The following is a 20,855-nucleotide window of genomic DNA, read 5'->3' on the forward strand; positions in this document are numbered from 1 at the left end:
AGCGGCAAGCCGCGATCAGGCTTCGCTCACAAGGGTTTCCGGCCGGCACGATGTGTCCTTTCCGTCACATCCGCAATCTTCCGTTGCGCATCTTCCCAGTGTCGCAGGGAACATCGGCATGGCGCCGCGGCGTTCAAAGTGGATGCAAATCAGATTTTTAGACGAAGGGTCATGGCTGAAAACGGGACGCGGCGATACGCGGGGCGCGGATTCGGGAGGCTTCGTTTCCTTTTCATTCACCATCCTTTTCTATAACTCTCGGAGCACGAGGGCGTGGCGAGAATCTGGCGGCGACTGCATTCGGCGGCGACGCAATACGGGGACGTTTATATCTATGAGAACTATCAAGTCGGCAGCGATTGTCGCGCTCATGAGCGGCTGTGCGGTTGCAACCATGGATGTGCAGCCGGCGTCTGCAATCACCTTCATGGACTTCATCCGCGGAGGCAAGAAGCGCGATGCGCAGGAGCAGGTGCAGCCTCGCCAGCAGGTTCCGGGCGTGGACATGTTCGCGCCGCAGCGGCTTGATCAGAAGGTGGCGAAGCCTCCGCGCATCACCGGCCCGCGCTATTATACCTATAAGGCGGATCCGCTGCGCCGGATCGCGACGGACCGTCTGGTCGATCCCGTCGTTACCGGTTCGGTGCTGAACGGAGCCCTGCCGCCTATGCTGCGCTCGCCGCTTTCCGATGCGCGCCAGTTTCTTCCGGAAATCAATGTGCGCGCGCCCGGAGAAGTGGCGAAAGCTGTCGAGAATTTCTACGGCACCCGGTCGGATTTCCTGTGGATCGAGAGGACGGGCGTCAACGGCCGTGCCAAGGCGGCGCTGGCCGTCCTGTCCGACGCTGCGAAGGTCGGTCTCGACCCGCTCGACTACGCCGTCGTCATTCCTCCGGAAGATTTCGACCGCGGCGACATGATCGCCCGCGAGAAGGATTTGGTGCGTTTCGAAATCGCGATGTCCGCAGCCGTGCTCACCTATGTCCAGGATACCGTGCGCGGCCGTATCGACCCGAACAGGATATCCGGCTATCACGACTTCAAGCGGAAAAACGTCGATCTTCTTGGCTTTCTGGAGAAGGTCGAGACAAGCAGTGACGTCGCGGCGCTTGTCGAAAGTCAGAATCCGAAAAGCGCACAGTTTACGGCATTGAGGCAGGAACTCGAGCGGCTTCGGACGCAGGTGGAAGCTGTGCCACGGGTGGAGATCGCACCGGGGACGTTGCTGAAGCCCGGCGAACGCAATCCGGAACTCGCGAATGTCATCGCCGGAATCAAGTTGAAAGCCTCGGAAGCGTTGAAAACGGAGCATGCGGTCGTGCTCGCGGCCTATGACGGGACGCCGGACTACACGCCCGAATTGGTGCCGGTCGTCGAGGCCTTCCAGAAGGAACATGGCCTGAAGGCGGATGGGATTGTCGGGCAGGCGTCGATACGTGCGCTCACCGGCGGCGATACGACCGAAGGGAAGATAGACAAGGTCGAAATCGCGATGGAGCAGGCGCGCTGGTTGCCCGATGGGCTTGGCGAGCGCTATGTCTTCATCAACCAGCCGGCCTTCACCGCCTCCTATACGGAACAGGGCACCGAGCAGTTCTCCATGCGCGTTGTCGTCGGTTCCAAGGCCAACCAGACATATTTCTTCCAGGACGAAATCCAGACGGTCGAAGTAAATCCCTATTGGGGCGTGCCGCAGTCGATCATCGTCAACGAGATGCTGCCGAAGCTTAGAAGCGATCCGGGCTACCTGGATCGGATGGGTTATCAGGTGGAAGTCGGCGGCCGCGTTGTTCCTTCCACCGCGGTGAACTGGTACGGGTCGACGAACTCGGTCGCCGTGCGTCAGCCGCCGAGCAGCGACAATGCGCTTGGCGAACTGAAGATCCTCTTCCCCAATGCGCATGCGATCTACATGCACGACACGCCGTCGAAGAGCTTCTTCAAGCGTGATCAGCGGGCGCTCAGCCATGGCTGCGTGCGTCTTGCCGATCCCCGGCGGATGGCGGCGGCGGTTCTGGGCGTAAGTGTCGACGAGGTCGGCGTGGAAATATCAGGCGGCCGCAACAAGGCGCTGCCGGTCTCCGCCAAAGTCCCGGTCTATGTTTCCTACTTTACCGCCTGGCCGAACAAGGACGGAACCGTCGAGTATTTCGACGACGTCTACGAGCGCGACATGTATATGAATCGCGCATTCGAGGCGACGCGCAAGGCGCGGAGTTTGGAAGGATAAGGAGGTGGGCCGCGTTACACGAGCGGCCCCTTTCACTTCGGCTTGCGGGAGAGCACGGTCTCGACCAGATTCGGTGTCAATTCGTCGAAGTGCCCGATGATCTGGTCGGGCAGCAAGCTTTCTATCGGCACGTCTGAATAGCCGAAGGGCACGACGATCGACGGAACGGAGGCATTTCGGGCGACGAGAACGTCGTTGAGACTGTCGCCGACCATGACCGCCCGTTCGGCCACCCCACCGGCATTCGAGACCGTCGACAGCAGGTGATCGGCATGCGGTTTGCGGACGGTGAAGGTATCGCCGCCGGATATCGCCGCAAAGCGGCCAAGTAGCCCCAACCCCTCCAAAAGACGCTTTGCCAGCATTTCCGGCTTGTTGGTGCAGACGGCGAGTTTCAGCCCCGCATCCTGCAGGCGGTCGAGCGCTTCGATCAGCCCCGGATAGGGCAGGGATTCACCCGGCATCGATCCGTGATAAAAATCGACGAACTCTTTCATCTGCCAGGACAGTTCTTCTTCGGCAATCGTTCTGCCGCGAAGCGCGAAGGTCCGCTCGATCATGGCCCGTGCGCCGTGGCCGACCAGATGCGTGAGGTCCGCGTAGGTCACCGGCTCGATACCGGCTTGCGTCACCGCATGGTTCAAGCTGGCGACGAGATCGGGCGCTGTGTCGACGAGCGTACCGTCGAGATCGAAGACGACTAGGGGCAGGGACACCGGCAACCTCGTTCTGCAAAACCTTGTCCGACCGGGTAGGCGAAGTCGGCGTGGAATGCAATGGCGACCTAGGTCGTAGCGCTGCCGGAATCCGGCTCAGGCCGTGCATTTTGACTTTTGTTTGCCGCGGCGGGCGTGTAAGTGTCTCAGCGGAATTGGACGGTGGCGGCCGAGGGCGACGCCCCCGCCTGACGCGGATCGAGAGGGAGCGAGTGGCGCATGGACGCCCGCCAAATGAAGATCAAGGCCGCCGAAGCGGCGCTTGAACATGTCGAAAACGGCATGCGGCTTGGAATAGGCACAGGCTCGACGGCTGAAGAATTCGTCCGATTGCTGGCCGAGAAAGTGGCATCCGGCTTTCAGATCTCCGGCGTCCCGACGTCCGAGCGGACTGCGCGCCTCTGCCTCGAGCTCGGTGTGCCTCTGAAGTCGCTCGACGAACTGCCGGAACTGGACCTGACGATCGACGGGGCCGACGAGGTCGACGGAAGGCTACGCCTCATCAAGGGTGGCGGTGGCGCGTTGCTGCGCGAGAAGATCGTCGCGAGCGCCTCGGCGCGGATGATCGTCATCGCCGACGAATCGAAGGTCGTGGACGTGCTCGGCGCTTTCAAACTGCCGATCGAGATCAATTCTTTCGGCCAGGTCGCCACGAGGCTCGCGATCGAGAAGACCGCTTCGCGTCTGGGTCTGGCAGGAGACATCGTCGTGCGATCCTCCGGCGACGGAGCCTTCACGACCGATGGCGGACACCTCATTCTCGACGCATCTTTTGGCCGTATTCCTGATGCAGATGCGCTCGCGGTGGAGCTGAACGCCATCCCGGGCGTCGTCGAGCACGGGCTTTTCATAGAAATGGCGTCGATGGCGATCATTGCCGGTCCTGAGGGAGCGCGCACGCTTACGGCCTCTTGAACCGTTCCGGCCAGCGGCGCGGGGCGTATCGAGAGACAGACTTTTGCACAGGTCAGCCAGGCGGCGGCTATCGGCCGGGCGGCAGGTGCCAACACAGGAGCATGGAAAAATATGAACAAATTCGCAGGTCTTGCCCGCACTTTCGCTACTGCTGCGATCCTCGTTTCGGTTGCGGTTCCGGCGGTACGGGCGCAGGACGTGACGGAAGATCAGATCAAGGCTGCGCGTGCGACGATCGCCGCGCTCGGCGTGACCAACAGCTTCGACAACATTCTGCCGAACCTCGCCGAACGCCTGAAGAACACCCTCATTCAGGCTTCGCCGAACCATCAGGAGCTGATCACCGCGACCGTGGACGAGAAGGCGCTCAGCCTCGCCGGACGGCGTTCGGATCTGGAGCGCGAAGCCGCCACCATCTACGCGAAGACCTTCACCGTCGAAGAACTGAACGCCATCGCCGACTTCTACAACTCGACCGCGGGCAAGAAGCTTCTGAATGACGGCCCGATCGCCTCGCGTGAGATGCTGAAGGCCGCCGACATCTGGGCTGCCGGCGTTTCGCGCGACCTGACCAGCGAAGCGACGAAGTCGCTCGACGAGAAGATCGGCAATGCGCCGGCGGCAAATGCCGGCACCGCGGCGCCTGCGCAATAACGACGGGTCGAACCGGCGGTCTGGCCGCCACCTGACGGCACGAGTTTAACCGCAAGACAGGAGCCCGGAGCGATCCGGGCTTTTCTTTTTTTGCGCCGCAATACTATATCAGGGGCGAAAGGCGACTCCGTTTGCGCTTTCCAGCCCGACGTCTCCGGCCGACGGCCTATTCGACATTTCACTTCCTGCAGGAGTTCCCATGAGCGCTTTCGACTATGACCTCTTCGTGATCGGCGGCGGTTCGGGCGGCGTGAGAAGCGGGCGGCTGGCTGCGGCGCTCGGCAAGAAGGTGGCGATCGCCGAGGAGTTCCGTTACGGCGGGACGTGCGTCATCCGCGGCTGTGTACCGAAGAAGCTTTATGTCTATGCCTCGCAGTTTGCGGAACATTTCGAAGATGCCGCCGGCTTCGGCTGGGTCGTCGGCGAGAGCCGTTTCGATTGGGCCAAGCTCGTTGCCGCGAAGGAACAGGAAATCGCCCGGCTGGAGGGTCTTTACCGTAAGGGCCTGGCGAATGCCGGCGCCGAGATCCTGGATACGCGCGCCGAACTCGCCGGTCCGAACACCGTGAAGCTGCTTGCTAGCGGCAAGACCGTCACCGCGGAGCGCATCGTTATCGCGGTCGGGGGGCATCCGAGTCCGCATGACGCGCTGCCGGGCCATGAACTGTGCATCACCTCCAACGAAGCCTTCGATCTTCCGGCGCTGCCGGAATCGATCCTCATTGCCGGCGGCGGCTACATCGCCGTGGAATTCGCCAATATCTTCCACGGGCTGGGCGTGAAAACGACGCTGATCTACCGCGGGAAGGAAATTCTGTCCCGCTTCGATCAGGATATGCGGCGTGGTCTGCACGCAGCCATGGAGGAGAAGGGAATCCGCATCCTCTGCGAGGACATCATTCAGTCGGTGTCGGCAGATGCGGACGGGCGGCGGGTGGCCACGACGATGAAACATGGTGAGATCGTCGCCGACCAGGTGATGCTGGCGCTCGGTCGTGTGCCGAACACGACGGGTCTCGGGCTTGAGGCCGCCGGCGTCAGGACCAATGAACTCGGTGCAATCATCGTCGACGCCTTTTCGCGCACGAGCACGCCGGGGATCTACGCACTCGGCGATGTGACCGATCGCGTGCAACTGACCCCGGTGGCGATCCACGAGGCCATGTGCTTCATCGAGACGGAATACAAGAACAATCCGACCTCGCCGGACCACGACCTGATCGCGACTGCCGTCTTCTCGCAACCCGAGATCGGCACGGTCGGGATCACGGAAGAGGAAGCGGCCCGGAAATTCCAAGAGATCGAGGTCTATCGCGCCGAGTTCCGGCCGATGAAAGCGACGCTCTCCGGCCGTAAGGAGAAGACGATCATGAAGCTCGTGGTCAATGCCTCTGACCGCAAGGTCGTCGGGGCGCATATTCTCGGCCATGATGCCGGCGAGATGGCGCAGTTGTTGGGGATTTCGCTGAAGGCCGGCTGCACGAAGGACGATTTCGACCGGACGATGGCGGTTCACCCGACGGCGGCGGAGGAGCTCGTCACGATGTATCAGCCGAGCTATCGCGTGAGGAACGGAGAGAGGGTCGGCTGAGCCTTGTCCGCCAGCGTCGTGGCAGTCCACGTTTTCTGGTAGGATGGCTTTCCAAGCCCCCTGTTAACGTTTATAAGCCCGCATCCGCGAAAGTAGTCCGCCCCGGGCGTTGTGGCAGATCGCAGGTATCGGCGGGGCTGCCGACGCGGACGCATGCAAATCCGGATGCCGGGCGGCGTGACGGCCGCAGGGCGCGACGCGGGCCGATCCGCGTCAGACAACAGGTGATGGAAATGGCACAGACTTGGACTCCGAACAGCTGGCGGCAAAAACCCATTCAGCAGGTGCCGGACTATCCGGACCTCGCAGCGCTCGATAGCGTGGAGGCGCGTCTTGCCAAGTATCCGCCGCTTGTCTTCGCCGGAGAGGCGCGCCGTCTCAAGAGCGCACTTGCCAATGTCGCCGAGGGCCGCGGCTTCCTGTTGCAAGGGGGCGACTGCGCCGAGAGCTTCGCCGAGCATGGCGCCGATACGATCCGCGATTTCTTCCGCGCCTTCCTGCAGATGGCCGTCGTCCTGACCTTCGGTGCGCAGCAGCCGGTCGTCAAGGTGGGCCGCATTGCCGGCCAGTTCGCCAAGCCGCGCTCGTCGGGCGTCGAGAAACAGGGCGATGTGACGCTGCCGAGCTACCGCGGCGACATCATCAACGGCATAGAGTTCACGGAGGAGGCACGCGTGCCCAATCCGGAGCGGCAGGTCATGGCCTATCGCCAGTCCGCGGCCACGCTGAACCTGCTTCGCGCCTTCGCCATGGGCGGTTACGCCAATCTCGAGAACGTCCATCAGTGGATGCTCGGTTTCGTCAAGGACAGCCCTCAGGCAGAGCGTTACCGCAAGCTCGCCGACCGGATCTCCGAGACGATGGATTTCATGAAGGCGATCGGTATCACCGCTGAAAACCATCCGAGCCTGCGTGAAACGGATTTCTTCACCAGCCACGAAGCTCTGCTGCTCGGTTACGAGCAGGCGCTCACGCGCGTCGATTCGACCTCGGGCGACTGGTACGCGACGTCCGGCCACATGATCTGGATCGGCGATCGTACGCGCCAGCCCGATCATGCGCATATCGAATATTGCCGCGGCATCAAGAATCCGCTTGGCCTGAAGTGCGGCCCGTCGCTGACGGCGGACGGCCTTCTCGAATTGATCGACATCCTCAATCCCGCCAACGAGGCGGGACGTCTCACGCTGATCTGCCGCTTCGGCCACGACAAGGTCGCCGAGCATCTGCCGCGCCTCATCCGAGCCGTCGAGCGGGAGGGCAAGAAGGTGGTGTGGTCCTGCGATCCGATGCATGGCAACACGATCACGCTCAACAATTACAAGACCCGACCGTTCGAGCGGATTCTGTCCGAAGTCGAGAGCTTCTTCCAGATTCACCGCGCCGAAGGTTCGCATCCGGGCGGCATCCATATCGAGATGACCGGCAACGACGTCACGGAGTGCACCGGCGGCGCGCGTGCGCTTTCCGGCGACGATCTTGCCGATCGCTACCACACCCATTGCGATCCGCGCCTCAATGCCGACCAGGCACTTGAGCTGGCCTTCCTGCTCGCCGAGCGGATGAAGGGCGGCCGCGACGAGAAGAAGATGGTCGTCAACGGCTGATCGCTTCGATAAAGCCATCGGTTCAATATTTCTGAACCTGCGGCGCATTCTCTGAATTTGACTTTGGCCGGGCCAGCTTGAAAGCTTGCCCGGCTTTTTATGTGTCGAAGTGCACAGGTTCGAAGGGGCAGACGATGGAAATAAACGAGGGCGGTTGCCTTTGCGGCGCTGTGCGTTTCAAGACGCGCGGAAAGCTTCGCGAGCTGATCTTCTGCCATTGCTCTCAATGCCGAAAGCAAACCGGGCTCTACTACGCGGCCACGAATGTGCTCGACAGTGAAATGGAAGTGGAAGGCGTCGAGAACGTGACCTGGTACCGTTCCAGCGATGAGGCGCGACGCGGTTTCTGCCGGCATTGCGGATCGGCCCTGTTCTGGAAGGCGGATGGACTGGACTACACGTCCATTCTCGCCGGAACGTTTGACGGGGCGGTGGCGCTCGAGCCCGGCTATCACATCTTTTGCGCGGACAAGGGGAGCTATTACGATATCGGCGACGACCTGCCGCGCTTTCCAGGATCGCGGCCGTAGCGTCATCAGGCGTGCAGCGAATGCTCGGCAGTCAAGCAGGCCAATCGGAGGCTTGATCATAGGCGCTGGCCAAAGCCTCTATCTTGACCGCCTGCCAGGAGACATATTCCTCGATCAGCCTTGCGCTCAGCCAGAACCGTCCGCGTCGTCCATCCTCGGATTTGCCAAGGAACCCGGCTGCGTCGGCGCTGGCGAATATCCGGCGGACATGGGTATTGGATATCAGGTAGTGCTCGGCGAGTTTCGCCAGGCTGACATCGACCCATACCTTGCCGTCCATCGGCACGAATTCGCAGACGCGCGTCATGAGATCGTCGAGGATCACGCCGCCCGATTCGGACCAGACAAAGATGGCGACACCCTTCGGCGGCGTCGTCCATCTGCCGTCGGAGAGGAGGCGCCGTGCCGCGAGCGGCTGGGCGCGTTCGAAAATCGATTTGTCCGCCTCGACGCGTGAGACTCTGGTTCCGCCGTCGAGGAGATCGATCGTGCTCATCTGACTCTTGAACCAGAGTCGCATCGCGGTCTCGCTGACCTCGGTCGGCTCGAGAGGGCGCGCTCTCTTGGTACGTCCGCCGGATGCCGGCTGAAGCAGCTTGTAAGCGACCAGTTCCGCCAGGAATGCGGCCGCCGTGTTGCGGCTGGCGCCTCCGGTATCCCGCATGAATTTGAGCAACCGCGCGGCAGTGATGCCTGATTCCGGGTTGTTGGCATCCCGTTCGAGATGCAGGGAATAGGCCGCTTGGGTCAGCATCCACTTCTGGTGTGACGCCACCAGCCGCGCAACGCGCGGGAAGAGGTCATTGACGGCGATCAGCGTTCGCGCGCCTGCCTGCAATATTTGCGGGAAATTTGGATTTTGCACCAAGTCGCTAACCGTCAAGCCGGTTGGTACCTGCTGCTCAGAGCTGCCCTTCTCCGCGACCCGCTGCATCTGCTGCGCGCGCCCCCACTCCTGCGCTGGGGGCACTGCAATGGTCCCTTCGCCCCGCATTTACCATTCACGCGTAATGAACAATGCGCAAGGCCTGCGATTTGTTTCACACGAAATTGAAATCGGCACGTGTGCGAGCGCTTTACTGAACAAGAACGGGCCGTTGGCATTTGACGCCGGTGACGCGCACGTCGGCCTCGCCGATGCGTACGCCGACGAGGAGCAGTAGATTGTAGAGCAATTGATCGACGGGTGCGGTCACCGCGCCGAGTGTTTGCGCCAGGGCCTGCTGCAATAAAGTCGGACTTCCGATCGAGAGGAGACCGCCCACATTGATCTGGGCGTCGAGATTGCCTAGCAGGGTCTTGGTCGTGGAAGAGAGGATATCCCTGGTCGAGACGCTCTTGATCGTCCGCGAGGCAACCTCGGTGGGGCTGAACGCCAGGCGAGAGGGTTGCAGGTTCTTGGACTCGACATGGGCGATGCCGTCGATCTTGATGAGACCGTCGAGGAGCCGCGCCCGGGTCACCCGGGCGTCGGACGAAAAGCTCGACAGGACGGTGGGATCGACATCGCCGAGGGCGATCTCCGCCACGCCGGGAACCGCATCTATGATCACCGCCGCATTCTCCGGCGTTCCGCCGTAGCAACGGATATCCGAGAGCTTTGCTTCCGCATGGGCGAGTTCGACATAGATCGGCAGCCGAATGCGGGTCCCGGCGAGAGCCGCGAGACCGTCGATGACGACTTCGACGGCGAGGCGCGTCTGTGCCGTTCTTACTGCCGCGCCCGGTGAACCAAGGCGATGGCTCGGCGTTTCCACGGGCGGTTCACCGATCGCGAGCCTGACCTTTACCGAGGCAATACCTGGCAGGCCCGCAACGGCGTCGAGCGCGATCTGATGTTCGCCGTTGGCAATCACCGCAGCGGCAGAGACGATTTGCAATGCACTGACTTTCATCGACCAGTCCGAGCCCGCATCTATGCTGAGGCTCTTTTTCGGGTCGATGTTGAGGATCTGCGCCAGAGTGAATGTCTGCCTGTTCCCGGCTGTTGCGAGTTCGACGGACTTGAGCGCTGAAGTCACCGTTCCGGAAAGCCCCTGCACGAGCCGCAGCGATCCGAGCAGTTGCGGCATCGTCAGCTCCGTCGCCAGCACGTCTTCATAGGAAGCGGCCGTGAGACTGAGGCGGGTGGCGATGATCTTGAGGAATGGCTGGATATCGATGTCGGCGTCAATCAATGCCTCGTAATCCATGACCTTCAGCGCCACATTGGTGCCGAGCATCTGGCCGAGGATCGCGTTCAAGAGGCCACCATTGAGGCTGGCAAGGCGGGAGCCGACGGAGAAGGCAGCGATTTTCGAACTCGCCGCGGTGCCGATGACGCTCATATCGGGCGAGTCACTGAACAGCGCCGCAAGATAGATGTCGCCCTTCTTCTCAAGCGTAACCTGGACGGCGTCGGCGGGCAGGGCCCCCCTGATGAACCGTTGGCCGGCATCGATCGTCGGGTCGGGGACATAGCGCCCGCGCACGATCGTAGCCACCCCCTTTGCGGCGGTCTCGACATCGTTGGGCAGGAGCTTGCCGTCCACAGTCAGCAGCCCCGAGGGAGTCGAGACGGCGAAGCCGAGACCGTTGCTCCGGAAGTGGGCGAGCACGGCCTCTTCGGCTGAACTTACATTGGCGGCGGCCGCGATCGAGGCGAGGTCCGCAACAGACTGCAGCTCGCGCCGCTGAAGGGTGAGATAGCCGTAATCGATGCCGAGCCCCATCGACGCGACCACCAGCGGCATGACGAGGGCCGCCGAGACGCCGATATTGCCGGTGCGGGACTTCAGGCATCGCCGGAAGACGGATGTCGCTCCCTGCATCTCAGATGCCTCCCACGCGTATCGTCGCGTAACGCTCGATCTGCTCACCCGGCAGGGCAAAGGTGAAGAGCTTCCAGATGGGGAGGTCGCTTGCGTCATAGGAGATGGTGACGGTGAACTGGTTGGTATTGTTGGCGTCATCGCGCACGGTGACGTTCATGCGGGAGGAGTCGATGAAGGTCTGGCTCATCGTCGTGCGCCGGATGTAATCGGTCGCAAGGCGCTCCCGCTCCTCTTCGGAAAGGCCCGCAATCGCCGTCCGTGCCGCATCCGCGGCTATCTGCTGGATCGAATGTGCGGCGCTCAGATAGATCCCGTAGGCTATCAGCGTCAGCACGCACATGAAGAAAAGCGGCGCAATGACTGCGAATTCAATGGCGGCAGCACCCTTCCGACTGCCGAGCAGGCGGTTGAAAACGGACATGCGGCACCTCCGAAGTATTCTGAGTATTTGTTTCCCATTGTCTCTGCAGCTTCAGGCTGCGCCACAATCGTTAATTATTCTATACGCCTGCAAGTATTTGTTTTTGCTTGTGGAAAATTGAAATTTAGGAAATATTTATTCGCGTTTTAATTGAATTCGGTGGCGTCTGCCACATTTTCCCGAGGGGGCACGGTTCGCCCGGAATCAAGAAGCGCTTCACTGCTTGTCGAAAGCAGTGAAACGCTTCGTGGAGCCGGGGGGATTGGCCGTCCTAGCCGAGTCCGTTCACAAACCAGCGCTGTAAAGCTCGGCGTGGGACTTGAAGAAGCGCTCGGTGCTGTAGCGCTTGCCGAACATCATGTCGTGCTGCAGGAAGCGGTAGTCACGCAGCGATGCGGGAATCTTCGGCTGGCGCAGCCAGTCGGCGACCTCCTTGCCGTTCTTGCGGATCAGCATGTAACGGTCGAGGACACGGTAGTGGTCGTAGACCTTGCCGAGGAACCCCGTGTAGTAGGGATGCTCGTAGCCCGCCTGTTTCAGGATCTGGTAGGAAAGGAAGGCCGGGCTGATCGTGCCGATGTTCTTCTTCGGCCCCGTCTTGTTCGACCAGACGACGAGCGGCGTCTCATGCTCGGCCTTCATCTGATCCTTCGGTCCCTTGCGCTCGGCCGTAATGCCCTTCATGTAACCGGTGCTGGAATAGACGGTGTTCAGCGGTGGGAGGTGGTCGCCGAAGAGAACGATGATCGTCTCCCGGTCGCGCTCTTTCGCCCAGTCCATCAGCATCTTGAGGCTGTCGTCGGCTTCCTTCACGCCTTGCGCATAGGTGGCGAGCACCTGGCGGTCGGCCTCGGGAAGATCGCCCTCGACTTTGATCGTGTTCTTCGCATAGCGGTTGGCCTCATAGGGACCATGGCCCTGCAGGGTCACCGCGAAAAAGAAGAAAGGATCCTCCACCTCGTCCGCCTGGCGGATGATTTCCTCCGTCAAAGACTCGTCCGACGCGAAGATGCCGCGCTTCTGCATGGCCGGCATGTTCTCTTCCGACCGGAACATGTCGAAACCGAAGGCCTTGTAGACGGCTGTGCGGTTCCAGAACCATCCCTGGAAAGGATGAATGGCGCGCGAAACATAGCCTTCGCCGCGGAAGAAGGTGGCGAGCGAGGGAATCGGATTGCGGATATATTGCTGGTAGGGGATGCTGCCATAGGGCAGGAACGCGTTGGAAAAACCGGTCAGCGCTTCGAATTCGACATTGGCGGTCATGCCGCCGAATTCCGGAGAAAAGACGTTGCCGCCCTGCAGTTCACGGATCGTCGGCATGGGATCGGGCGTGAGCTTCACCTTGGGAAGCCGCGTAGGATCCCAAAAAGACTCGCTCATCAGCACGATCACATCCGGTTTGCCGCGATGGGTCGTGCCGGCGGGAAGCGACTTTACCGGAATCCGGTCGATCGCGTCCGCCATATAGCCGGCCGGCGCGTTTACGTTGGCCATCGGGAGGTTGATGGCAAAAGCAAGCGCGAAGCCGTTGTGGCGGTAGTTCTCGGTCTGGTCCCACATGATGGGGATGACACGAAGCCGGTCACGGATCCACGAGAACTGGTTGTAGTCCATGATGTTCCAGAATGCGACCAGCAGCGGCAGGGCGAATGCGATCCGCATCAGCCGCTCCCGACGTGTCAGCTTGGGAAAATTCCGCCAGGCGAACCGCAGCAGGAGCGCGCCAACGACGATGGCCGCGATCAAACCGGCGACGACGCCGACTGCGGTCCACGGCCTGTCCTTCACGAGTACCGGCATCAATTCCATGATCTGCCGGCCGAAAAGGAAATCGGTCGGATAGAGCGGATCGGACAGGAAGACCTGCTTCTGCTGACTGATGAATGCCGGCACAACGGCGAGCGGCGCGACGAGCAGCGCGGCCTTGTGCTCGCGGCCGAACACGGCATCGACGCCGAGCATGGCGAGGAAGAACACGGCGACCGTGGTCCAGGCCGGGCGCATGGGATCGGTGAAATAGGCGACGGTTTCGGGCAAGGACCAGCGCACGATCAATTCGACGGTGAAGACGAGCGCCGTCGCAATGAGAAGCGTGAAGAGCGCACTGCGGGCGCCCGACAGGGTTCTCGTATATCTTGCGGAAGAGCCTTGCCCGTCGGCGTAGACTTGAGAGCTGCTCACGGCGGAATCGATACGGGCCAACGGGCGTCTCCAGTTTCACAAATATTTCACTCTACCGTCATACGACTGTCATCTTGAACAGGGGATGAATGGCGGAAACGGCGCCGCCGCTGCCAGGTTCCTGTGGCGGCTAAAGAATTTCTGCGCTGCGCTTAACGGTCCGAAAACACGAAGCTTTTCGGATTTTTTCAGCCGGATCTCGATTGAGTGCGGGTTTTTTTCTCCCGGATGCGGTAAGAACAGCGCGAACGACACATGCATTCGCTGACGAGAGACGACGGGCCCGCTCATGACTGCACAGAAAGCCGCTCCCTCAACGCTACGGATCGCCGTGGCACAGCTCAATCCCACGGTCGGAGACATTGCCGGCAACGTCGCGAAAGCACGCGAGGCGCGAACGGCGGCGGCGCGCGAAGGCGCCGATCTCCTGCTTCTGACCGAGCTCTTCATCTCCGGCTATCCGCCGGAAGACCTCGTCTTGAAGCCCGCTTTCCTGAAGGCCTGCGAGCAGGCGGTGGAGAAGCTTGCGGCGGAGACGGCAGATGGCGGGCCGGGCGTGGTTATCGGCTTTCCGCGGCAGGCCGCCGGCCTCCGGCACAATTCCGTTGCAGTTCTCGACGCTGGGACGATCATCGCCATCCGCGACAAGGTCGACTTGCCGAACTACGGCGAATTCGACGAAAAGCGCGTCTTCGACGCGGGTGAGATGCCGGGCCCGGTGAACTTTCGCGGCGTGCGGATCGGCATACCGGTGTGCGAGGACATATGGGGCGATCTCGGCGTCTGCGAGACCCTCGCGGAGAGTGGCGCCGAAATTCTCCTGTCACCGAACGGTTCGCCCTACTACCGAGGCAAGGTCGACGTGCGCCATCAGGTGGTGCTGCGGCAGGTGATCGAGACCGGTCTGCCGATGATCTATGCCAACCAGCTCGGCGGCCAGGACGAGCTGGTTTTCGACGGCGCGAGTTTCGCCTTCAACGCGGACAAGTCGCTGGCATTCCAGATGAGCCAATTCGAAGAGGCGGTGGCCGTCTCCGAATGGAAAAGGGGCGCGGGCGGCTGGACCTCGACCAACGGGCTCAAGTCGCGCATACCGGAAGGCGAAGAGGCGGATTACCGCGCCTGCATGCTGGGCTTTCGCGATTACGTCAACAAGAACGGCTTCAGGAACGTCGTTCTCGGCCTGTCCGGCGGCATCGATTCGGCGATCTGCACGGCGCTTGCGGTGGATGCGTTGGGCGAGGAGCGGGTTCGCACGGTCATGCTGCCCTACCGCTACACCTCGCGCGAGTCGTTGCAGGATGCCGAGGCATGCGCCAAGGCGCTCGGCTGCCGCTACGACATCGTTGCGATCGAAGAGCCGGTCGAGGGCTTCCTCAGCGCGCTCTCCGACATGTTCGAGGGAACCGAGGCGGGCATTACCGAGGAAAACCTTCAGAGCCGTACGCGCGGGACGATCCTGATGGCGATATCCAACAAATTCGGCTCCATGGTGGTGACGACGGGCAACAAATCCGAAATGTCGGTCGGTTACGCCACGCTTTACGGCGACATGAACGGCGGCTTCAATCCGATCAAGGATCTCTACAAGATGCAGGTTTACGCGCTGGCACGCTGGCGAAACGGCACCGTTCCGCCGGGAGCGCTGGGCCCGTCTGGCGAAGTCATTCCGCAGAACATCATCGACAAGGCGCCGTCGGCCGAACTCCGCCCCGACCAGACGGATCAGGATTCGCTGCCGCCTTATCCGGTGCTGGACGACATTCTCGAATGCCTGGTCGAGAAGGAAATGAGCACGGAGGAGATCGTCGCGCGCGGGCATGAAGAGGCAACCGTTCACCGGATCGAGCACCTGCTCTACATCGCTGAATACAAGCGCCGCCAGTCGGCGCCGGGCGTGAAGATCACCAGGAAGAATTTCGGCCGCGACCGGCGTTATCCGATCACCAACCGCTTCCGCGACAGGGGGTAGCATGCGCAGTTCGGTGGAGATCTTCGACATCGCGACCGGCGAGACGCGCGTCGTCTGGCAGACGGAGCGGCTGGTCGAGGCACCGAACTGGTCACCCGACGGAAAATTCCTCATCATCAACGGCGACGGCAGGCTTTATCGGCTTGGCTTCGACGGTTCCGAGCCCACGGAGATCGATACCGGCTTTGCCCGGCGCTGCAACAACGATCACGGGATTTCGCCCGACGGCAGCACGCTCGTGATCAGCGACAAGACGGAATTCGGCAGTTCGGCAATCTATCTCCTGCCGGCAGAAGGCGGCACGCCGCGGCTCGTCACACGCAACCTGCCGTCCTACTGGCACGGTTGGTCGCCCGACGGGCGCATGCTGGCCTATTGCGGAATCCGCGATCAGGTCTTCGACATCTACACGATCCCGGTCGAAGGCGGGGAGGAACGCCGCCTGACGCAGGGGCAGGGCCGCAATGACGGGCCGGACTGGTCTGCGGACGGGGAGTGGATCTATTTCAATTCAAGCCGTACCGGCCGCATGCAGATCTGGCGGGTGAGGCCGGACGGCGCGGATCTACAGCGTATCACCGACAGCCCTTACGGCGACTGGTTTCCGCATCCGTCGCCGGACGGCAGGCACCTGCTCGTGCTCTCCTATGACGGCGATGTCTTCGATCACCCGCGCGATCTCGACGTGCGTCTCCGCCTGATGGATGCGGACGGCGGCAATGCGCGCGTACTGTTCGAACTCTTCGGCGGGCAGGGGACGGTGAACGTCCCGAACTGGTCGCCCTCGGGCACCGCCTTTGCCTTCGTACGTTATCAGCCGGAGGAATAGCCTGCGGGGTCAGACACGCGGCAGGTTGTAAGGGGTGATTACTTCGACGGCGGAAAGATGCCGCTTTTCGGAGGCGCGCAGCGCGCCCCGGCGCTCCATGACCGCGTGGAAAGCCATGCGGACGTCCGTTTTCAGGTCGTGGTGAAGAACGAACTGGACAAGGCCCTGACGCAGGAGGTCCAGATTGTCCTCGTCGAGGTCGTGAGCGACGAAAAGAAGGCAGCCGCGCTGCAACTGTCTGAAGGCGTCGAGCACGGCGGGATTGCCTCCGCCGATCGAATAAACAGCATTGATCTCCGGATGGCTGCCGATTGCCTTGAGGGCAAGTGCGCCTGTCTCCTCGTTCCTGCCGTGGCCCTCGCTGATCTCGATCACGCCGATATGCGGATATTTTTCCCGCAGCACGCGGCGAAAGCCGATCTCGCGTTCCTCTTCGCCGCGAAAGCGGCTGCTCGATATGGTGACCAGCACCGTCGCAGGACGGTCCGCGAAGCGCTCGCCGATCAGGTAGGCTGCGGTTTCCCCGGCGGCGCGGTTGTCAGCCCCCGCATAGGCCGTCCGCGATGAATGCGGCAGATCGGTAACGAGCGTGACGACCGCAACTCCCGCTTCTTCGAGCCGCGCTACGGCGCCGGCAATCTCCGGCACGTCGGGCGCCTTGAGGACTACTCCGTCGGTTCCGCGAAGCCGAATACGGTCGAGCAACTGGCTGATGTCCTGCGGCCGCATGGTCTCGGCGAAATGGAAGCGGGACCGGAAAACGGTAGGCATGAAGGTCGCGGCTTCGCTTTCGAATGCCTTGCGAACCGCTTCGGTAAAGCGTTCCGGTGCCTCCATCACCACGTCGACGGCAAATTTGCGTCCCTGTACCTCAAGGCCGGCCTGCTGCCTCTCGAGTTCACGAATGGCTGCATTGACGCGCATTACCGTTTGCTGGCGCACGCCCCTCCGGCCGTTGAGGACGCGATCGACAGTCGCCGTACTGAGTCCCGCCTGGAAGGCGATGTCCTTGACGAGAAACGGATGTGCCACCGATCCCTCCTGATGGCTTTTTGATGGATTCCTGCTCTATATCAGAAGCGGGCAAGCCGTATAGTCGGATCATCGTCGTCCTTGAGGAGGAGAACTGATGAAGACGGACAATCCCGCGAGAGCGCGTCTGGAACGCGTCTGGCTCAGTGAGGCGGCCTGCGATATCGAGGAATTTCGCGCCGCGGTCGAGCACCGTGTCGGCCTGGCGGACTATCCGCACGCGGCAGACTGCCAGAAGAACGTCCTGATCTATGACAGCGCCCGTCTTATCGGTGATTGCGGCACGCAGGACGGCAGGCGGTCGGTGCTTGCGGAGATCTGCGAAGTGCTTGCGACGGGGCCGGGGGTCGCGGTCTTCAAGCGCGCCTTCACCGATACGCATGTGGTCGATGAAGCGAGCCGCATCTTCGATGAGATCATCGAGGAGCAGCACCGCACCAACAGCGGCGGCGGCGATCATTTCGCCAAGCCCGGCGCCAACGACCGGATCTGGAATTCTCTGGAAAAGCACTGCCTGAAGAACCCTGAGAATTTCGCCGCCTACTACGCCAACGCCATCATCGCGCTTGTCAGTGAGGCATGGCTTGGTCCGAGCTACCAGATGACGGCGCAGGTCAATCGCGTCAATCCGGGCGGCGCGTCTCAATCGCCGCATCGCGACTACCATCTGGGCTTCCAGACCTCGGCCGTCATAGAGCAGTATCCGGCGCATGTGCACAGGCTCTCGCCGGTCCTGACGCTCCAGGGCGCGGTCGCTCATTGCGACATGCCGGTCGAAAGCGGGCCAACCTTGTTCCTGCCCTATAGCCAGACGTATCTGCCTGGATATCTCGCTTTGAGACGGCCGGAGTTCCGCGCCTATTTCGAAGAGAATCATGTGCAATTGCCGCTGGAGAAGGGCGATGTCGTGTTCTTCAACCCGGCACTTTTCCACGCCGCGGGCAGCAACCGGTCTGCGGGAATCAAGCGTGTGGCCAATCTTCTGCAGGTATCCTCCGCCTTCGGCAGGGCGATGGAAACGGTGGATCGCGAACACATGTGCGCCGTGCTCTTTCCGGCTCTGAAAGTCCTTGCGGCCGGCGGCAAGCTCAAGCAGGACGAAATTGCCCATGCGGTTGCCGCGTGCGCCGAAGGCTATTCATTCCCGACCAATCTCGATCGTGATCCGCCGGTTGGCGGTCTGGCGCCCAGGACGCAGGCGCAGCTGATGCACGAAGCGCTTGCCGGTGAATGGAGTGCCGAGGCGTTTGCCGAGGCGTTGGCCGATCAGGCGGCGAGAAAGCTAAGCTAAACCACCTGGCTCAATGTACGGTCACGAAGCCATATTCACCAACATATCAAAGGGAGGAACAGGATGAGCACGGACCACGCCCGTTTGGACGGGAAGATCGCCATCGTGACCGGTGGCACGCAGGGGCTCGGTGCCGCTATCGCCGCACTCTTTGCCGAGCGTGGCGCCGCCGGCGTCGTCATTTGCGGGCGCAACGCGGCGAAGGGCGAGGCGAAAGCTGCCGAGATCGCCGCGGCGACCGGTTCGAAGGTCGTCTACGTACCGGCGGATCTCGAGCGGGTGGAGGATGCCCGTGCGGTCGTCGCTGCTTGCGACCGCACTTTCGGCCGTGTCGACGCGCTGGTCAACGCCGCGGCGATCACGGATCGCGGCACGATCCTCGACACCAGCCCGGAACTCTTCGACCGGATGTTCGCGGTCAATGTGCGGGCGCCATTCTTCCTGATGCAGGAGGTGATAAAGGTGATGCGGCGGGAGAAGACGGAGGGCACGATCGTCAATATCGGTTCCATGTCGGCGAAGGCGGGCCAGCCCTTCATCACAGCCTATTGTGCGTCGAAGGGGGCGCTGGAGACGCTGACCAGGAACACCGCCTATGCCGTCCTGCGCAACCGGATACGGGTCAACGGCCTCAACATCGGCTGGATGGCCTCGGAAGGCGAAGACCGGATCCAGCGCGAATATCACGATGCGCCTGCGAACTGGCTGGAAAAGGCGGCGGCGAGCCAGCCCTTCGGCAGGCTCGTAGACCCGGCCGAGGTCGCGCGTGCCTGCGCCTATCTCTCATCGGCAGAATCCGGCCTCATGACGGGTTCCGTCATCTGCTTCGATCAGTCGATCTGGGGTGCCTATGACGCCTCGCCTCACCCGGAGGCACCGCTCTGAAGCTCCCCTCTTGCTCGCCTTGCGTTTCGAGGGGAGCTGTGGCCATATGCCGCCGTCAGGTGCCCGCGAAATGCGGGAGAATCGGGAAGCCGGTGCAGTTCCGGCACGTGCCCAACGCTGTGACGGGGACGTTCTCGCCAGGTTGGTCTGAATCTTTTCAGACCTTTGCCACTGAATCTTCACGTGATTCGGGAAGGCGGCGCGAACGGATGATCCGAAGTCAGAAGACCGGCCTGGCGAGATAGACCGGCCCCGCGCGGACGGCGGGAGGTTTCCGCATTGTTGGGGATCGAACGATGCTGCCTGACCAGAACGGCTGCCTTGCGGCGGCCGGAGCTTTTTCGCCGGACGAGCGCGCCGCCGTCTATCGTGCCATAGAGACCCGCCGCGACGTGCGCGACGAATTCCTGCCCGAACCACTGCCTGAGGATCTGGTCGCGCGACTGCTCGCTGCGGCGCACCAGGCGCCGTCCGTCGGCTTCATGCAACCTTGGAACTTCGTGCTCGTTCGTCGGGACGAGACGCGGGAGAAAGTCTGGCAGGCATTCCGGCGCGCCAATGACGAGGCCGCAGAAATGTTTTCCGGCGAAAGGCAGGCGAAGTATCGCTCGCTGAAGCTCGAAGGCATTCGCAAGGCGCCGCTCAGCATTTGCGTGACCTGCGACCGGACGCGCGGCGGAGCGGTCGTCCTGGGCCGCACCCATAATCCGCAGATGGATCTGTACTCGACCGTTTGCGCCGTCCAGAACCTCTGGCTTGCCGCACGCGCCGAGGGAGTGGGCGTCGGCTGGGTCAGCATTTTCCATGAGAGGGAGATCAAGGCGATTCTCGGAATTCCGGAGCATATCGAAATCGTTGCCTGGCTTTGCCTGGGTTTCGTCGACAAGCTGTACCAAGAGCCGGAACTCGCCGCGAAGGGCTGGCGGCAGCGCTTGCCGCTCGAAGATCTCGTTTTCGAGGAAGGCTGGGGTGTCCGTTAGATCACGATGTTAGGGTCGATCTCAGGCCTGTTGATATTCTAGATACCCGACGCGGCTTGTTCGATACCCTCATTCCTATGCTTGTCACAGGAATCCAGCCAGACCAAGTCCTTGGGCTGAAAGAACGCTTCCCGCGCCGCAGACGCGGCGCTGCTGGATCCCTGTGACGAGCACAGGGATGAGGTGAGGAGAGAGTGCGGTCCCT

17 protein-coding genes and 1 riboswitch are annotated in these 20,855 nt (G+C 61.9%); of the genes, 11 read left to right on the top strand and 6 right to left on the bottom strand.

Features of this window, described 5'->3' with window-relative positions; genetic code table 11:
- Nucleotides 1-334: 334 nt before the first annotated feature.
- Nucleotides 335-2,230, top strand: a complete 1,896-nt coding sequence (locus tag BHD07_RS25270) for a L,D-transpeptidase family protein (RefSeq protein WP_338283606.1) — start codon at nucleotides 335-337, stop codon at nucleotides 2,228-2,230.
- Between the two features lie 32 nt (nucleotides 2,231-2,262).
- On the opposite strand, the gene BHD07_RS25275 is transcribed toward BHD07_RS25270, so the two are convergent.
- Nucleotides 2,263-2,946, bottom strand: a complete 684-nt coding sequence (locus tag BHD07_RS25275; RefSeq protein WP_324761871.1) for an HAD family hydrolase — start codon at nucleotides 2,944-2,946, stop codon at nucleotides 2,263-2,265.
- A gap of 219 nt (nucleotides 2,947-3,165) precedes the next feature.
- Here BHD07_RS25275 and rpiA point away from each other — a divergent pair, with 219 nt between their 5' ends.
- From rpiA to BHD07_RS25300, 5 genes are all read left to right on the top strand, one after another.
- On the top strand, nucleotides 3,166-3,861 hold the full coding sequence (gene rpiA, locus BHD07_RS25280; RefSeq protein ID WP_338283607.1) for a ribose-5-phosphate isomerase RpiA: 696 nt from the start codon (nucleotides 3,166-3,168) through the stop codon (nucleotides 3,859-3,861).
- Between the two features lie 111 nt (nucleotides 3,862-3,972).
- Nucleotides 3,973-4,515 carry a DUF2059 domain-containing protein gene (locus BHD07_RS25285; protein WP_100673090.1) on the top strand — a complete coding sequence of 181 codons (543 nt, stop codon included), beginning with the start codon at nucleotides 3,973-3,975 and terminating at the stop codon, nucleotides 4,513-4,515.
- 199 nt (nucleotides 4,516-4,714) lie between these two features.
- Nucleotides 4,715-6,106 (top strand): glutathione-disulfide reductase, encoded by a 1,392-nt coding sequence (gor, locus tag BHD07_RS25290; protein ID WP_338283610.1) that lies wholly within the window; start codon nucleotides 4,715-4,717, stop codon nucleotides 6,104-6,106.
- Nucleotides 6,107-6,339: 233 nt separating this feature from the next.
- Nucleotides 6,340-7,713 carry a class II 3-deoxy-7-phosphoheptulonate synthase gene (locus BHD07_RS25295; protein ID WP_100673237.1) on the top strand — a complete coding sequence of 458 codons (1,374 nt, stop codon included), beginning with the start codon at nucleotides 6,340-6,342 and terminating at the stop codon, nucleotides 7,711-7,713.
- 134 nt (nucleotides 7,714-7,847) lie between these two features.
- Nucleotides 7,848-8,243 carry a GFA family protein gene (locus tag BHD07_RS25300; protein WP_275597824.1) on the top strand — a complete coding sequence of 132 codons (396 nt, stop codon included), beginning with the start codon at nucleotides 7,848-7,850 and terminating at the stop codon, nucleotides 8,241-8,243.
- 31 nt (nucleotides 8,244-8,274) lie between these two features.
- Here the strand turns inward: BHD07_RS25300 and BHD07_RS25305 are convergent, their stop codons facing one another.
- From BHD07_RS25305 to BHD07_RS25320, 4 genes are all read right to left on the bottom strand, one after another.
- Nucleotides 8,275-9,213 carry a hypothetical protein gene (locus tag BHD07_RS25305; protein ID WP_324761867.1) on the bottom strand — a complete coding sequence of 313 codons (939 nt, stop codon included), beginning with the start codon at nucleotides 9,211-9,213 and terminating at the stop codon, nucleotides 8,275-8,277.
- Nucleotides 9,214-9,319: 106 nt separating this feature from the next.
- On the bottom strand, nucleotides 9,320-11,053 hold the full coding sequence (locus BHD07_RS25310; protein ID WP_338283611.1) for a TadG family pilus assembly protein: 1,734 nt from the start codon (nucleotides 11,051-11,053) through the stop codon (nucleotides 9,320-9,322).
- 1 nt (nucleotide 11,054) lies between these two features.
- Nucleotides 11,055-11,477, bottom strand: coding sequence for a TadE family protein (locus BHD07_RS25315; RefSeq protein ID WP_100673095.1), 423 nt, complete (start codon nucleotides 11,475-11,477; stop codon nucleotides 11,055-11,057).
- A 285-nt stretch (nucleotides 11,478-11,762) separates the two neighbouring features.
- Complete coding sequence (locus BHD07_RS25320; RefSeq protein WP_338283612.1) at nucleotides 11,763-13,682, bottom strand: LTA synthase family protein; 1,920 nt, start codon at nucleotides 13,680-13,682, stop codon at nucleotides 11,763-11,765.
- A 268-nt stretch (nucleotides 13,683-13,950) separates the two neighbouring features.
- On the opposite strand from BHD07_RS25320, the gene BHD07_RS25325 reads away from it, so the two are divergent.
- Complete coding sequence (locus BHD07_RS25325) at nucleotides 13,951-15,633, top strand: NAD+ synthase (RefSeq protein ID WP_100673097.1); 1,683 nt, start codon at nucleotides 13,951-13,953, stop codon at nucleotides 15,631-15,633.
- Between the two features lies 1 nt (nucleotide 15,634).
- Complete coding sequence (locus BHD07_RS25330; RefSeq protein ID WP_338283614.1) at nucleotides 15,635-16,462, top strand: TolB family protein; 828 nt, start codon at nucleotides 15,635-15,637, stop codon at nucleotides 16,460-16,462.
- A 9-nt stretch (nucleotides 16,463-16,471) separates the two neighbouring features.
- Here BHD07_RS25330 and BHD07_RS25335 read toward each other — a convergent pair whose 3' ends face one another.
- The gene (locus BHD07_RS25335) at nucleotides 16,472-17,494 is read right to left on the bottom strand and encodes a LacI family DNA-binding transcriptional regulator (RefSeq protein WP_338283615.1); all 1,023 of its coding nucleotides are present in this window, start codon (nucleotides 17,492-17,494) and stop codon (nucleotides 16,472-16,474) included.
- Nucleotides 17,495-17,591: 97 nt separating this feature from the next.
- Between BHD07_RS25335 and BHD07_RS25340 the strand changes: the two genes are divergently transcribed.
- From BHD07_RS25340 to bluB, 3 genes are all read left to right on the top strand, one after another.
- On the top strand, nucleotides 17,592-18,785 hold the full coding sequence (locus BHD07_RS25340) for a phytanoyl-CoA dioxygenase family protein (protein WP_338283617.1): 1,194 nt from the start codon (nucleotides 17,592-17,594) through the stop codon (nucleotides 18,783-18,785).
- A gap of 63 nt (nucleotides 18,786-18,848) precedes the next feature.
- A complete protein-coding gene (locus BHD07_RS25345) occupies nucleotides 18,849-19,670 on the top strand; it encodes an SDR family oxidoreductase (protein ID WP_338283619.1) in 822 nt (273 codons plus the stop codon).
- 40 nt (nucleotides 19,671-19,710) lie between these two features.
- Nucleotides 19,711-19,921, top strand: a riboswitch (cobalamin riboswitch).
- 45 nt (nucleotides 19,922-19,966) lie between these two features.
- Nucleotides 19,967-20,650 carry a 5,6-dimethylbenzimidazole synthase gene (gene bluB, locus BHD07_RS25350; protein ID WP_338283620.1) on the top strand — a complete coding sequence of 228 codons (684 nt, stop codon included), beginning with the start codon at nucleotides 19,967-19,969 and terminating at the stop codon, nucleotides 20,648-20,650.
- The last annotated feature ends 205 nt before the right edge of the window (nucleotides 20,651-20,855 follow it).

It is taken from the genome of Sinorhizobium sp. KGO-5, from assembly GCF_036245905.1.
GTDB lineage: Bacteria > Pseudomonadota > Alphaproteobacteria > Rhizobiales > Rhizobiaceae > Sinorhizobium > Sinorhizobium meliloti_A.

What these genes read in the sequence shown, in the direction of transcription:
- BHD07_RS25345 (WP_338283619.1), top strand. Translation starts at nt 18,849, where the DNA reads ATGAGCACGGACCACGCCCGTTTGGACGGGAAGATCGCCATCGTGACC.
- BHD07_RS25315 (WP_100673095.1), bottom strand. Translation starts at nt 11,477, where the DNA reads ATGTCCGTTTTCAACCGCCTGCTCGGCAGTCGGAAGGGTGCTGCCGCC.
- BHD07_RS25285 (WP_100673090.1), top strand. Translation starts at nt 3,973, where the DNA reads ATGAACAAATTCGCAGGTCTTGCCCGCACTTTCGCTACTGCTGCGATC.
- rpiA (WP_338283607.1), top strand. Translation starts at nt 3,166, where the DNA reads ATGGACGCCCGCCAAATGAAGATCAAGGCCGCCGAAGCGGCGCTTGAA.
- BHD07_RS25340 (WP_338283617.1), top strand. Translation starts at nt 17,592, where the DNA reads ATGAAGACGGACAATCCCGCGAGAGCGCGTCTGGAACGCGTCTGGCTC.
- bluB (WP_338283620.1), top strand. Translation starts at nt 19,967, where the DNA reads ATGCTGCCTGACCAGAACGGCTGCCTTGCGGCGGCCGGAGCTTTTTCG.
- BHD07_RS25295 (WP_100673237.1), top strand. Translation starts at nt 6,340, where the DNA reads ATGGCACAGACTTGGACTCCGAACAGCTGGCGGCAAAAACCCATTCAG.
- gor (WP_338283610.1), top strand. Translation starts at nt 4,715, where the DNA reads ATGAGCGCTTTCGACTATGACCTCTTCGTGATCGGCGGCGGTTCGGGC.
- BHD07_RS25300 (WP_275597824.1), top strand. Translation starts at nt 7,848, where the DNA reads ATGGAAATAAACGAGGGCGGTTGCCTTTGCGGCGCTGTGCGTTTCAAG.
- BHD07_RS25325 (WP_100673097.1), top strand. Translation starts at nt 13,951, where the DNA reads ATGACTGCACAGAAAGCCGCTCCCTCAACGCTACGGATCGCCGTGGCA.
- BHD07_RS25330 (WP_338283614.1), top strand. Translation starts at nt 15,635, where the DNA reads ATGCGCAGTTCGGTGGAGATCTTCGACATCGCGACCGGCGAGACGCGC.
- BHD07_RS25270 (WP_338283606.1), top strand. Translation starts at nt 335, where the DNA reads ATGAGAACTATCAAGTCGGCAGCGATTGTCGCGCTCATGAGCGGCTGT.
- BHD07_RS25310 (WP_338283611.1), bottom strand. Translation starts at nt 11,053, where the DNA reads ATGCAGGGAGCGACATCCGTCTTCCGGCGATGCCTGAAGTCCCGCACC.